The following is a 14806-nucleotide window of genomic DNA, read 5'->3' as shown; positions in this document are numbered from 1 at the left end:
GTCGGATGGAGTTTGATGAGTTTTCTTGAACGACAGCTTGAACCGAATATTGTGACCACGCAGTTAGATTATTTCATTAGTTGGGCACGTAAATCCGCGTTATGGCCAATGACGTTTGGATTAGCCTGCTGCGCTATTGAAATGATTGCGTCCGTGTCGTCTCGCTATGATATTGATCGGTTTGGTGCTGGAGTGTTTCGGGCCTCTCCACGGCAATCGGACTTGATGATTGTGGCTGGTACCGTCTGTCGAAAGATGGCTCCGGTCATTCGTCGTATTTATGACCAAATGGCCGAGCCTCGATACGTCATTTCCATGGGGTCCTGTGCGACGTCTGGTAATCATTATAATAGTTATAGTGTGGTCCAAGGCGTTGATCAGATTGTACCCGTCGATGTCTATATTGCTGGTTGCCCTCCACGTCCGGAAGCCCTCCTCGATGGCTTGATTAAGTTACAAGAGAAAATTCAGCGAGAGAAGGTGTTCGTTAAATAGGTGAATCTCCACGGGTCGATTGCCACCGTCTTCATGTCTGTGAAGGGTTGGGATCGTAGCCAGGGGTGTTATACACGTGATTGAATGACATCATGCATCTAGTTCTTGAAACCTTACAGCAACAGTTTCCATCGATTATTCAATCGGTGCACGAAGATACGCAGCGTCATGAGTTGTCGGCTCAGGTCTTGCGTGACGGGTGGGGGGACGTCGCGAAGTTTCTTCACGATGACCCGGCAATGGCGTTTGATCATATGACCGATATCTGTTCGGCAGATTATCCTGATGATCTTGAGCGATTTGAGGTGATCTATCACTTTCTCTCTCTGCCCCATGGGGTCAGAATTCGTGTGAAGGTACGAGTGACTGAGGACGAGCCGAGTCTTGTGACGATCAGTGATATCTGGGCGGGTGCGAATTTTCTCGAGCGGGAAGTCTATGACCTCATGGGCATTCAATTTTCCGGGCATCCTGACCTTCGTCGGATATTGATGCCGGAGGATTATGAGGAAGGCTTTCCTCTTCGAAAAGATTTTCCAGCAGAAGGAAAGGGCTGGCGGAGCCAAATGGACTTTATCCCCAGGTTGGATGAGCCAGAAACTGTTTGGTCGGAAGAAGAGATTCCGTCTGATCAACGTCATCAATTCATGGCTGGCGATTCGCCAGAAGATTCAAAGCGTACCACGGAAATGTTGTTGAATATGGGACCGCAACATCCAAGCACGCATGGTGTACTGCGGGTTGTGTTAGAACTCGATGGCGAACGTGTGACGAAAGCTGTGCCGGATCTTGGGTATTTGCACCGTGGTGTGGAAAAACTTGCTGAGGGGCTGCATTACATGCAGATTCTTCCGCACACTGATCGGTTGGACTATGTGTGTGCGATGACCAATAATTACGCATACGTTCGCGCCGTGGAAAAGTTAGTGGGTATTACGATTCCAGAGCGGGCAGAATATGTGCGGACGATTGTGGCTGAGATGCAGCGAATCGTGGGGCATCTTTTTTGGCTGGGCACTCAGGCATTGGATATCGGAGCGATGACGGTGTTTTTTTTCACGTTCAGAGAGCGTGAAGTGTTGCTGGATATGTTTGAAAAGTTGTGCGGGGCTCGTCTGACATTAAACTATTTCCGTTTTGGTGGTGTTGATAGTGACCTGACGCCAGAAATTATTGACGGGTTAAAAGAGTTTTTAAAAACCTTTTCTGCGCACATTGATGAGTACGATGCGCTGCTCAAGACTAATCGTATTTGGTTAGCTCGCACGAAGGGTGTCGCCGTGATTTCAGGTGAAGATGCGATTAATTTTGGTCTGACCGGCCCAAGTCTTCGAGGGTCTGGCGTGGCCTATGATATTCGGAAATTAGAACCCTATGGTGTTTATGATCGAGTTGAGTGGGAAGTGCCAGTTGGGAAGGATGGCGATACATACGATCGCTATTGGATTCGCGTTGAAGAAATGCGGCAGAGCGCACGCATTATCGAGCAATGTTTGGAACAGATTCCGGAAGGGCCGATTATTGCTGAAGATTCCAAAGTCATTCCGCCTCCTAAACCGGACGTCATGCGGGATATGCAGAGTTTGATTCATCATTTCATCATCTTTACGCAGGGATTTAAGCCTCCTAAGGGTGAAACGTATTGTGCGACTGAGGTGCCGAAAGGTGAACTTGGGTTTTTTCTGATCAGTGATGGCAGTCCAAGGCCGTATCGCATGAAAATCCGGTCGCCTTCGTTTGTGCATATGGGGGCCTTCGATCATATGGCCCGCGGATATCTGATTTCAGATATTATTACGATCTTTGGGACCTATGACATTGTGATGGGTGAATGCGATAGATAAGAAGAGAGAATGCAACGTATAAAGTGTAAATTGCAAAATTAAAATTCGAAGTACACAACTAACTTCTTTCATTTTTCACTTTTCATTTTAAAATTTTCATTTATTTCAACATGATTTTTGACAAACTTACAGACGAAGTCGATGATCTCCTGTCACGCTATCCAGTCAAGCGTTCGGCACTGTTGCCGTTGTTGTATATTGCGCAACGGGAAGAGGGGTATGTGAGTGAGCCGGCTATGAAAGAAATCGCCAAACTCTTGGATCTGACGCCTTCTCAAGTGTATGAAACCGTGACGTTCTATTCGATGTACAATCTCAAGCCCATCGGTAAGTACCATATACAGGTGTGCCGTTCCTTGATGTGTGCGTTAGTGGGGTCTGATAACGTGGTGGAATGGATTCACAAGAAGTTAGAGATTACTCCTGGCCAGACATCGTCAGACAGAAACTTTACACTGAGTGTCGTGGAATGCTTGGGTTCATGTGGTACCGGCCCAATGATGCAGGTGAATGATGACTATTATGAACGCTTGACTGAAGAAAAAGTCGGACACATTCTTGACGAACTGAAGCAAAAGGGATTTTCTTCGATGAAGAGTGGACCGTTTATGTTTCCTGAAATGGCAAAGTGAAAAATCAAAGTGCAAAATTTAAAATAAAAATGTCATGAGGATGTCCTGTCTTTAGTTATGAACATTTCCCCTCTTACATTTTGGCCTTATGTCTTAATAGGCGGAGCCTGATACGTATGGCGCAATACGAAAAAATTCTGTTCAAAAATATGGAGCAACCGGGATATGCCGGCTCTTTAAAGGAGTATGAGCAAACTGGTGGGTACCAAGCCTTGCGAAAAGTGTTTGGTGGAATGGCTCCTGCCGACATTATTGAGACCGTCAAGCAGTCCGGGCTTCGAGGGCGAGGTGGAGCCGGGTTCCCGACTGGTGTGAAATGGAGTTTCATTCCCAAAGATCATCCAGGGCCGAAATACTTATGTTGTAATGCGGATGAAAGTGAGCCTGGGACCTTTAAGGATCGCCAACTCATGGAACGTGATCCGCATCAAGTGCTGGAAGGCATGGCCATTACCTGTTATACGATCGGTGCGGAAACGGCCTACATTTATATTCGTGGCGAATTTTGGTTGGGCGCGCAGATCTTGGAGCGCGCGATTGAAGACGCGAAGCAGGCAGGTTATCTCGGCTCCGATGTTCTGGGTAGTGGAAAGACGATCAACATTTATGTTCATCGAGGTGCGGGTGCCTATATTTGTGGAGAGGAAACGGCGTTGCTTGAATCCTTGGAAGGGAAGCGCGGGAAACCACGATTCAAACCGCCATTTCCTGCTACACACGGGCTGTATCAAAAGCCAACGGTCGTGAATAATGTGGAAACGCTCGCCAATATTCCTCATATTATGAATCGTGGAGCCGAGTGGTTTGCGGCAATCGGTGAGCCGCCGAAGGGATCAGGAACGAGAATCTTCTGTCTGAGTGGGCACGTCAAACGTCCAGGGAATTATGAAGTGCCTATGGGAGTGACGTTTCGTGAAATGATTTATGAGGTAGGCGGTGGGATGCGTTCGAATACGCCGCTCAAAGCATTTATTCCTGGCGGGGCCTCCGCACCGTTTCTGACTCCAGAACATTTAGATGTCAAAATGGATTTTGAGTCGGTGGCCAAGGCGGGATCGATGCTCGGATCCGGGGGGATTACGGTCATGGAAGAAGGCACCAGCATGGTCTGGGCTGCCCTTCGTTTGATGGAATTTTTCTATCACGAGTCTTGCGGGAAATGTACCCCATGCCGGGAGGGTAGTTCGTGGCTCGTGCAAACAATGCAACGAATTTGGCGTCGAGAAGGTCGCATGTCCGATCTTGATCTCTTGCTGGATCTGTGTAAAAGCATCGAAGGGCGAACGGTCTGTGCGTTTGGCGAGGCGGAGGTGTCACCGATTGTGAGTACCATGCGGCATTGGCGGTCTGAATATGAAGAGCTTATTCGAGAAGCTGAGGCCTCGCGGCCAAGCGGCAAACAGGAAATTCCGGTGTTGAGTCAAGTGTAGATATTGCTTATGAGCGAACACACACCAACAGATATGGTGACGGTCACGATTGACGACGTGACGACGACGGTGCCCAAAGGCACGCTGGTGATTGAAGCGGCCCGTCAAGTTGGCGTGATGATTCCCCATTTCTGCTATCACCCCAAACTGTCTCCTGATGCCAATTGTCGAATGTGTTTGGTTGAAATCGAAAAAATGCCAAGGCTGCAAACGTCATGCAGCACGCCAGTGTCAGATGGCATGGTCGTCCGTTCATCGGCGTCTTCAACCGTGACGCAAGCCAGAAAGTCGGTCCTTGATTTTATTCTGGCCAATCATCCTCTCGATTGTCCGGTTTGCGATCAGGGTGGACGATGTGACTTGCAGGACTTTTCTCACGAATATACGGCGACAGGCACGAAGTTTGTTGAACTCAAGCGGGTATTTCAAAAAGAGTATTTTAGTCCCGTCATCGAGACGCAAATGAATCGCTGTGTGCAGTGTTTGCGCTGTGTGCGTTATTGCGATCAAGTCATGGATGTTCGGGCCTTGGCTCCTGCAGGCCGAGGAACCATGACAAAAATTCAGTCGTTTGGCGTGCATGAGCTCGATTGCGAATTTTGCGGTGGCTGTGTCCAGATTTGTCCGGTAGGGGCTATTACCAGTCGTCTCTCGATGTATGAATTTCGGCCTTGGATGCTGAAACGGACGGAATCCATCTGTGGCTATTGTGGCGACGGTTGTCAGATGACGTTTCAGGCGAAAAATGATGATCTCATCGAAGTCAATTCTACTCATGGTGCCGGACGAAATAACGGGGATCTCTGTTCACGCGGATATTTCGGCTATCATGCCAATGTTCATGAAGATCGTCTCAAATCTCCACTTGTGCGTCGAGATGGCGAATTCGTCGAAGTCACATGGGAAGAAGCACTGGAGGTTGTTGCGGAACACCTCGTACGCATAAAAACGGAAAGTGGTCCTGATGCCATAGGCGGGTTGATGGCTTCTCGTTGTACCAATGAAGATTTGTATCTGTTTCAAAAATTCATGCGGGTCGTGATCGGCACGAACAATCTCGATAGCAGTGCTCGTTTTGGACATATGAACGGTGTCCAGGCGCTTCGGCAGGTTCAGGGAACGCATCGTTGGACAGTCAGCTACGAAGATATTCTTGCGGCGAATGCGGTTCTTCTTGTTGGGACGAATATCACAGAGACTAATCCCATCACGGCGTTGAAGGTCAAAGAAGCCGTTAAGAAACATGGGGCGGACTTGATCACCGTGGAAGCCCTACGCCCTGCAATCGGGGTAATTAGTAATATTGCCTTGTTGTCTACGCATCATTTACCTGTTTCGCCAGATCAATTTGGAACAGGGGTGATCGGCCTACTGAAGGCGGTGATTGAGGGCGATCTTGTCGATGCTGAGCTGTTGGTACAGGCGAAAGAGTATGTTCTGAGCGTCAAGGAACGTCTTGGTGCGATTTCCTGGAGTGACATTGAAGCTCGCACAGGCCTGACGTCTACTGCGTTTAATGAGGCGGTAAAGGCATTTACCAATGCTGATCGTGCGGTGGTCCTCGTTGGTCAGGGTGTTCTCCGAAGTCAGGGTGGGTGTGGTGTGACGGTAAATCTCTTAGATTTACTGATCTTGACGGGGAAAGTGAGTCGAGCAGGCTGCGGACTTGGTCCGTTGGCTGAAGAAAATAACGATCAAGGGGCTGTGGAGATGGGCGCTGTAGCCGAGTTGTTGCCTGGAGCTCTTGATGTGGCCTCCCAAGAGGCTCGTCACATTCTTGAAACCACTTGGGGATGCTCTTTGCCATCGAGCGCTGGCCTCTCACTTATGGATATGCTGGCCGGAGCTAAAAGCGGACAATTGAAAGCCATGATGGTGATTGGGGAAAACCCGGTTGCCTCACTTCCGACAACTGTTGGTGTGAAAGAGGCGTTAGCAAATCTTGAGTTCCTTGTCTGTCAGGAACTGTTTTTGACGGAAACTGCACAATTAGCGGATGTGGTGTTGCCTGCCTGCTCCTATGCTGAAAAAGATGGCACGTTTACGAATACCGAGGGGCACACGCAAGCTGTGAGGAAGGCAATTGATCCGCTTGGTGACAGTCGACCGGATTGGGAAATTCTGTCTGCGCTCTCTGCCTTGATGGAAAGTCCGCTCGAATATGAGAGCGTGAAAGCTGTTGGGAAGGAAATGCGAAATGTGATTCCTGGTACTCGAACGCTTGGCCCCTCGCCGCTACCGCCAACTGTGTGTCCTGAGACAATTTCGCACTATCTTCAAGAAGGCTATCGGCAAGATGTTCATACGCGTTATCAGCTCTCGGGTCCTCATGATCCACATATGTTTGTCCTGAATGTTGGGCAATCACTCTTTCATTCAGGAAAGTTTTCGACTCGTGCGAAAGGGTTGCTTCGTATTCAAGATCATGGAGTTTTGAATATGAACCCTGAGGATGCGGAGAGGTTGGGGATTGCCTGTGGTTCACATGTCCGTGTCTCGAATGCACAAGGGCAGGTCACCACAACAGTCAAATTGCTTGATCGTCTTCCAGCGGGGGTGTTGTTTTTCCCGGAGCATTTCGATGAAGACATCCGACAGTTGCTGGTTGTATCCATAGATGAGCATACACAAGTACCGTATTATAAATGTACGTTCGTGACTGTGGGCAATGTCTCCTAATATTTGTGATAGGTATGCGCCTGTTGAAGTGTCGCATAGTTATTCTTTCTTAAATTTTGGAGAAACCTCGTGTTTGACTTCGGCATAAAATTCGCGCTTACGGTGACCCAAATCGCCGCGGTGATGGGCATTGTGTTGTTGACTGTGGCAATCCTTACGCTTCTGGAACGGAAGGTGTTGAGTTGGATGCAAGATCGTATGGGGCCAATGGAAGTCGGGCCGTACGGTATTTTGCAGCCCGTAGCTGATGGGCTGAAACTGTTCTTTAAGGAGGACATTATTCCTGCGGGTGCCAATCGGATGATGTTTATGATGGCGCCAGTGCTGTCATTAGTCCCTGCGTTGATCGGTTTTGCCGTCATTCCTTTCGGGCCAAATTGGACCGTTGATTTTTTTGGCGTTGAATTCAAACCGTTTGCGATCAGCGATATCAATATCGGTATTTTGTACATCTTGGCATTTACGTCTATTGGTGCCTACGGAATTATTTTGGGTGGCTGGTCGTCGAACAGTAAGTATTCATTATTGGGTGGTTTGCGGTCGGCGGCTCAGCTCATTAGTTATGAGCTGAATGTTGGTCTTTCGATTGTCGGAGTGTTGTTGCTTACCGGGTCACTCAGTATGGTCGAAATTACCGAAGCCCAATCTGGGGGATTCTGGAATTGGTTTTTCTTCGCGTTACCTTTCCCGCAAGCCATTGCCTTTGTCGTGTTTATTATTTCGGCTGTGGCAGAAACCAATCGGGTGCCATTTGATTTGCCTGAAGCGGAAAGCGAGTTGGTGGCCGGGTTCTTTACGGAATACAGCGGCATGCGTTTCGCCTTTTTCTTCTTGGCCGAATACGCCAACATGATCTTGGTATCTTGTGTCGCCTCGGTTCTCTTTTTCGGTGGCTGGCAGGCGCCATTGCCGATTCTTCAAGGGTCGGGGTCGATGGTTTGGATAACCGGAATTTTTTGGTTCACCTTGAAAGTCTATGCCTTTTTGTTTTTCTTCTTTTGGATTCGTGCCACATTGCCGCGATTGCGCTATGACCAGTTGATGCGGTTTGGGTGGAAGGTGTTATTGCCTATCGCGATTGGCAATATTGTTGTGACGTCCATTTTTGCCTATATGTTTCCGGGTTCGTAATCAAAAAGTGAGTTTCATATGAAATTAAAAGAATGGATCAAGACGCTCACGTTTTATGAACTGTTGTTAGGTATGAAGACTACAATGTCGCATCTCCTTCGGTATAAGCCGATTACGATTCAATACCCTCACGAGAAAAAGCCGCTTCCTGAGAACTATCGCGGCATGCTCGCGTTATTGAAATATGATGACGAAACGGAAAAATGTGTGGGATGTGATTTGTGTGAGGCGGCGTGTCCTTCACGGGTCATTCGAGTGGTCAGCGCAGAAGTGCCGGGAGAGCCCACCAAACGCTATTCTAAAGAATACTATATGGATATGACGCGGTGTTTGTTTTGTGGTCTCTGTGTGCAAGCCTGCCCCGTTGATGCGCTGGGCATGACGCGTGAATTCGAATGGGCCGTGTACGATAAGCGGAACCTCCACTTGGATAAGCAACAGTTATTAGCGATCGGGGATCGAGCCTTCCCTGTACGTGAAAAACGCATCGAATTTCAGCATCCCAATGTTGCCCATTTCAATGTGGCATTCCAAAGTCTTCCACAAAAGGAGAGTTAATTACTTTTTCTTCCGGCGTGATACGCCAGAGGCAGGGCTTTGCCAATTGGCACGTGGAAGTGTCGTCGTACGCCAGGGTTTGCTGAACGGTGTTAACGAAAAAATAGTCTCAGCTGTATTTGGAATTCATTGACATATGGATAGTCTCATATTTTTTTACTTCGCGGGAATCATTGTCCTAACAGCGACGCTCGTGGTTGTGCTTCGGAATCCTATTTATAGTGTCTTGTCTCTTCTCGTCATGTTTTTTCATGTGGCAGGGCTGTACGTCACGCTCCATGCAGAGTTTCTAGCCGCGATCCAAATCATCGTGTATGCCGGAGCGATTCTTGTGTTGTATCTCTTTGTGGTGATGCTTCTTAATATTAAACGAGAAGTTCGGTTACATCGGCAGTCTTTCATTGCTGCATTTTTAGGCGTGACGCTGCTGACCGAAGCCATCTTATTAGTGTTTCAGAGCAAAGGCCCCGTCTTTCCGGCTTCTGCCTCAGTCGAGCCTGTTGGGGATGTGACGGGAAATACTGAATCGATTGGGCAGGTATTGTATTCAACCTATCTCTTTCCGTTTGAAGTCGCCTCATTGATTTTGCTTGTCGCGATGGTCGGGGCTGTCATTCTCTCGAAAAAAGGTTTGTTAGATCAAAAATCCTCATGACTGTTCCTATTAGCTACTACGTCGTCTTGAGTGGGTTGATCTTTCTGATTGGCTTAGTCGGTGTGTTGACGCGTCGTAATATCATTATTATTTTGTTATCCATTGAGTTAATGCTCAATGCAACAAATATTAATTTTGTTGCTTTTTCCGCGTACCTGGGGAATTTGTCTGGTCAAGTGTTTGTCTTTTTTGCGTTGACTGTTGCCGCGGCTGAAGTCGCGGTCGGGCTCGCGATCATTATTGCCTTATACCGTCATACTCCGAGTATTAATGTTGACGACTTCCGGTTGTTGAAGTGGTAAGTCAATGCTCTACGTCTTAATTCCTCTTCTCCCACTCTTGGCGTTTGTCAGTATTGGGCTCTTTGGCCAGCATTTCAAAGGCCGAAGTCACTTTATTGCCGTTCCGGCCGTGCTGTGTTCCTTCGTCTTGTCTCTCGTGGCGTTTTCGGAAGTCGCGAATGGCAATATTCTTCACATTCCACTCTATACATGGGCCACATCAGGCGACCTTCGCATTGAGCTGGGTCTCTATCTCGATCAATTGACGGTGGTCATGCTGCTGTTGGTGACGATTGTCAGTTCTCTTGTGCATGTCTACACCATTGGCTATATGCACGGGGAACTGGCGTACGATCGATTCTTTAGCAATATCGCGCTCTTTACATTTTCGATGCTGATGCTTGTGATGTCGGATAACTTTCTGCAGTTGTTCGTATTTTGGGAAGCGGTGGGGCTGTGTTCATATTTGTTGATCGGTCACTGGTACGAACGGCAATCTGCCAGAGCCGCAGCGACGAAAGCGTTTGTGGTGAACCGTGTCGGTGACTTTGGCTTCCTGCTTGGGATTTTATTGGTCTTTGTCATGTTCGGGAGCTTGGCATACCTGCCAGTGTTTGACGCGGCTCCAAAGATGGCCAATGCCACGGTGAATGTACTTGGCTCTGTCGGAGGCAACTGGGAAGTTTCAGCCCTCACGTTAATTTGTCTCTTGCTCTTTGTCGGAGCCATCGGGAAATCTGCCCAGGTTCCACTGCATGTGTGGCTGCCGGATGCGATGGAAGGGCCGACGCCCATCTCGGCATTGATCCATGCCGCGACGATGGTGACGGCAGGAGTCTTTATGGTGGCACGATTGTCGCCCCTGTATAACTTATCGCCAGTGGCGATGGATGTTGTGGCGATTGTCGGTGGATTGACCATGGTTGTTGGTGCAACGATTGCCCTTACGCAAACTGATATCAAGCGAGTGGTGGCCTATTCGACGATGAGCCAACTCGGGTACATGATTATGGCATGTGGCCTGGGTGGTTATGTGCAAGGCATTTATCATTTGTTGACGCATGGTGCGTTTAAGGCGTTGCTCTTTTTGGGCTGTGGTTCCGTGATCATTGCGTTACATCATGAGCAGGATATGCGGCGGATGGGTGGGTTAAAAGATAAGTTGCCCATTACCTATTGGACATTTGTCATTGGCTCATTAGCGTTGGCCGGATTTCCGTTGACCTCTGGGTTTTTCAGTAAAGATGAACTGTTGTTGGTAGCCTGGATGTCTGGAGATTTAGGAAAGGTCCTCACGGTTTTAGGGTTGCTGACGGCTATGATGACAGCATTTTATAGCTTTCGTTTAGTCTTTGTAACCTTTTGGGGGGAATCACGAGTCGACCCTCATCATGCCGATCATATTCATGAACCGTCCAACACGATGACCTATCCGCTTGTGATTCTTGCGGCGTTGAGCATACTCGCTGGTTACATTGGCATTCCGGAATTTCTGCAGCCGGTGTTTCCTGGAAGTGGAGGTGATCATCATCATGGCATGGCGGCAACGGGTATCATGATTGCCGCAACCATTCTTGGACTCACAGGGATCGCCGCTGCATATTTCGTCTATGTCAAATCGCCTGGGCTTCCAGAACGGCTGGCGACCCAGTGGCAATCTCTTTACCAACTTTCTTTACACAAGTGGTATGTGGATGAAGCTTATGATACGTCCATTGTGACTCCGACATTCCGTGTTGCCGATCAGATGTGGAAACGTGTGGATGTTGCTGTGATAGATGGTGCGGTCAATGGGATCGCTCGTGGTGTGGCGTGGGTTGGCTGGATGGGCCGATTACTCCAAAGCGGGGAAGCGCAAAATTATGCGTTGGCTATGACTGTTGGGGCGGTCACCATTCTAGGAGTATATCTTTTTTACTAACAGACAATGCAAAGTGAAAATTGCAAAATGAAAAATTTAAGAATATGACAAGAGCACGTATTTCACTTTTTACTTTTCACTTGTTCTTTTTAAGAATCCTATGACTGATATGGTGATGCCATCTGGCGGGTTCCCATGGCTGACATTGGTGATTTTTTTACCTATCGTCGGAGTGGGGGCAATTCTTCTTGCCAAAGAATCTGCTGCAAGACAGGTCGCACTAGCCTTTTCGGGTTTGATCTTCCTTGCGTCGTTGCCACTCTGGGTTTTATTCGATAATGCCAATGCGGGGATGCAGTTTGTCGAGCGGCACTTTTGGATTGCCTCTCCTCCCATCAATTATTCCGTTGGAATTGATGGAATCAGTATGCCTCTTGTCCTTCTCACCACCTTTTTGACTCCTCTCTGTATCCTCGTCTCATGGACGGCGATTCATACGCGGGTTCGTGAGTTTATGATTAGTTTACTAGTCATGGAAACAGCGACCATCGGGGTCTTTTGCGCGTTGGATTTTGTGTTGTTCTATGTATTTTGGGAAACCATGCTTATCCCGATGTATCTGTTGATTGGCGTGTGGGGTGGCCCGAACCGTGTCTATGCGGCTATTAAGTTTTTTCTGTATACCCTGGCAGGAAGTATTCTCCTCCTGGTTGCAATTTTGGTGTTGTTTTTCCAAGGCGGTCACACATTCGATATTTTGTCATTGAGTCAGGCTGACTATGCTCCAAGCCTTCAGGCATTGCTCTTTTGGGCATTTTTTGCGGCTTTTGCTGTGAAGGTGCCGATGTTTCCATTTCATACGTGGTTGCCTGATGCCCATGTTGAAGCCCCAACGGCCGGCAGTATCATCCTGGCGAGTGTCTTGTTGAAAATGGGAACCTATGGGTTTCTTCGTTTTTCCCTTCCCATGTTGCCTGATGCCACAGAACTGTTCACGCCCGCGATGATGACCTTGTCTGTGATTGCGATTATTTATGGGGCATATATGGCGCTTGCTCAGGCAGATCTGAAGAAACTCATTGCCTATTCCAGCGTGAGTCATATGGGGTTTGTGACGCTGGGTATTTTTGCGTTCAATGCTCAGGGTATCGAAGGCGCTATTCTGCAGATGGTGAATCACGGGATTACGACTGGTGCGCTCTTTATGTGTGTGGGAATTATTTATGAGCGAACCCATAGCCGGCAAATTTCTGATAATGCCGGCTTGGCCACACCGATGCCGCGATACGCTACGTTTCTTGTCATCTTTGCACTTTCCTCGGTTGGACTGCCTGGGATGAATAGTTTTGTTGGTGAATTTCTTGTGCTCATTGGAGCATTCGTGTGGAGTAAGTTTGCCGCGACGCTTGCCTCGTTGGGAGTCATTTTAGCAGCCGCCTACATCCTCTATATGCTGCAGCGGGTAGTATATGGCACACCATCCGAACAGATGGCGCCAAAACTCGTTGATCTGAACATGCGTGAGTTCGGGATGATGGTTCCATTAGTCGTCTTGGTCTTCTGGATCGGACTCTATCCCAAGCCATTGCTGGATGTAATGCACTCCAGCGTCGATCGTCTGGTTCAACGTCAGGCACAAGTGATGACCGTTAATCAAGGCACGCGTGATTCGCGGGACGGGTTGTTGAGTACACGTCCTCGTCTAGAACCATTTACCACCTCAATGAGTCACACTCCATGATCCCTTCACTGATAGATCTCGGGGCGATATTACCGGAACTCGTGATTGTTGGAGCCGCATGCCTCTTGCTCGTGCTCGATCCGATCACTCCGTCCTCGAAGAAAGATCTGTTGGCTTGGATGAGTCTGGGGGCTCTTGTCGTGTGCTTTGTACTCACGATTGGCGATTTACATCATCGAGTGCTGGTTTTTAGCGATTTAGTGGTCATTGATCCATATGCGGCTTTTTGGAAGCTCTTGCTGTATGTCATTAGTGGGCTGACGATTCTTTTCTCGATGACCTATTTAAAAGAAGAGAAAATCGATCTTGCTGAATATTATGGCTTCATCCTGCTCTCACTTGCCGGGATGATGATCATGGTTTCAGGTGCCGATCTGTTGACGATTTATTTAGGCATTGAACTCATGTCGATCGCGCTGTACATCATGGCCGGATTTAAACGGTTTGATGCGAAATCTATTGAATCATCAGCGAAATACTTTATTCTTGGGTCATTTTCCTCAGGAATTCTTTTGTACGGCATCTCCCTCCTATATGGCGTGTCCGGGAGCACGAAACTGACAGACATCGCGCAGGCTGTGAATGCTCGCGGATTTGATGATCCCTTGGTGCTCATCGCGACGATGCTCTTGATCGTCGGGTTTGGATTTAAAGTCTCGGCAGTGCCATTTCATATGTGGACTCCAGATGTCTATCAAGGCGCACCGACCTCAGTCACCGCTTTTATGGCCGTAGCCTCCAAGGCTGCCAGCTTCGCGGCCTTTCTCCGAGTCTTACTTGAGGGGTTTGGCGGTGTGAAGCCGAATTGGCAAGGTCTCATTTTACTGATTTGTTTAGTGACAATCGTCTTGGGGAATCTTGTCGCGATTGTCCAGACAAATCTGAAACGGATGCTGGCCTATTCCAGTATTGCGCATGCCGGCTATGCCTTAATCGGTATTGTGGTGGCTGGCTCCGTGGCCAATGGAGATCCCATCGCTTCTCGTGGCGTGTCCAGCATCATGCTGTATTTAGCCATTTATTCGTTTATGACCATGGGGGCATTTGCGATTATCGGGCTATTGCGGCGTGGGGGATTAGAGGGCGAAGAGCTTGATGACTTTTCCGGTCTTGCTAAACGGCATAAGGGCGCGGCCTTTCTTATGATGGTATTTATGGTTTCGCTGGCCGGAATTCCACCGACAGCCGGGTTCATGGGGAAATTTTATCTTTTTATGGCAGCGGTAAATGCTGGGTTGGCATGGCTCGCGATCATTGGGCTGATTTTTGCGGCTATTTCCGCCTTTTACTATCTTCGTGTGGTGATGGTCATGTATATGCGGGAACCCTCAGCGGCTCAAGAGCATGACACTCGCCTGGCATTTTCTCCTACCACTTCTGTGGTGCTTGCCTGTGCACTTGCCGGAGTTGTCTTCCTTGGAATATTCCCAGGACCATTGGTTTCCGTGACGACTTCTGCCGTGATTACATTTCCCTAACCGACTCGACACGGCTCGCTC

General features: G+C 48.4%; 12 protein-coding genes. All 12 read left to right on the top strand.

Translation table 11 applies throughout. From position 1 onward, the window contains the following. Window positions 1-15 precede the first annotated feature (15 nt). Complete coding sequence (locus ACWHX8_RS14630; protein ID WP_447968869.1) at window positions 16-495, top strand: NADH-quinone oxidoreductase subunit B; 480 nt, start codon at window positions 16-18, stop codon at window positions 493-495. A gap of 92 nt (window positions 496-587) precedes the next feature. Next, window positions 588-2339, top strand: coding sequence for an NADH dehydrogenase (quinone) subunit D (nuoD, locus tag ACWHX8_RS14625; RefSeq protein WP_447968868.1), 1752 nt, complete (start codon window positions 588-590; stop codon window positions 2337-2339). A gap of 110 nt (window positions 2340-2449) precedes the next feature. Beyond that, entirely contained in the window at window positions 2450-2971 is a 522-nt protein-coding gene (gene nuoE / locus ACWHX8_RS14620) for an NADH-quinone oxidoreductase subunit NuoE (protein WP_447968867.1), read from the top strand. Window positions 2972-3087: 116 nt separating this feature from the next. Then, a complete protein-coding gene (gene nuoF, locus ACWHX8_RS14615) occupies window positions 3088-4401 on the top strand; it encodes an NADH-quinone oxidoreductase subunit NuoF (RefSeq protein WP_447968866.1) in 1314 nt (437 codons plus the stop codon). Between the two features lie 9 nt (window positions 4402-4410). Then, a complete protein-coding gene (gene nuoG, locus ACWHX8_RS14610; protein WP_447968865.1) occupies window positions 4411-7080 on the top strand; it encodes an NADH-quinone oxidoreductase subunit NuoG in 2670 nt (889 codons plus the stop codon). A gap of 69 nt (window positions 7081-7149) precedes the next feature. Further along, window positions 7150-8211: an NADH-quinone oxidoreductase subunit NuoH gene (gene nuoH, locus ACWHX8_RS14605; protein WP_447968864.1), complete on the top strand. Its 1062-nt coding sequence runs from the start codon at window positions 7150-7152 to the stop codon at window positions 8209-8211. Window positions 8212-8229: 18 nt separating this feature from the next. Further along, window positions 8230-8769: an NADH-quinone oxidoreductase subunit NuoI gene (gene nuoI / locus ACWHX8_RS14600; protein WP_447968863.1), complete on the top strand. Its 540-nt coding sequence runs from the start codon at window positions 8230-8232 to the stop codon at window positions 8767-8769. Between the two features lie 136 nt (window positions 8770-8905). Then, on the top strand, window positions 8906-9424 hold the full coding sequence (locus ACWHX8_RS14595; RefSeq protein ID WP_447968862.1) for an NADH-quinone oxidoreductase subunit J family protein: 519 nt from the start codon (window positions 8906-8908) through the stop codon (window positions 9422-9424). Next, complete coding sequence (nuoK, locus tag ACWHX8_RS14590; protein WP_447968861.1) at window positions 9421-9726, top strand: NADH-quinone oxidoreductase subunit NuoK; 306 nt, start codon at window positions 9421-9423, stop codon at window positions 9724-9726. The genes ACWHX8_RS14595 and nuoK overlap by 4 nt, the downstream gene beginning before the upstream one ends. A 4-nt stretch (window positions 9727-9730) precedes the next feature. Then, window positions 9731-11626 carry an NADH-quinone oxidoreductase subunit L gene (gene nuoL / locus ACWHX8_RS14585; protein WP_447968860.1) on the top strand — a complete coding sequence of 632 codons (1896 nt, stop codon included), beginning with the start codon at window positions 9731-9733 and terminating at the stop codon, window positions 11624-11626. 100 nt (window positions 11627-11726) lie between these two features. Next, window positions 11727-13307, top strand: coding sequence for an NADH-quinone oxidoreductase subunit M (locus ACWHX8_RS14580; RefSeq protein WP_447968859.1), 1581 nt, complete (start codon window positions 11727-11729; stop codon window positions 13305-13307). Next, window positions 13304-14785 (top strand): NADH-quinone oxidoreductase subunit N, encoded by a 1482-nt coding sequence (locus ACWHX8_RS14575; RefSeq protein WP_447968858.1) that lies wholly within the window; start codon window positions 13304-13306, stop codon window positions 14783-14785. Before ACWHX8_RS14580 ends, ACWHX8_RS14575 begins: the two co-directional genes overlap by 4 nt. Window positions 14786-14806: the final 21 nt, after the last annotated feature.

Source organism: Nitrospira sp. M1 (assembly GCF_965152605.1).
This window is presented reverse-complemented; position numbering and strand designations above follow the sequence as displayed.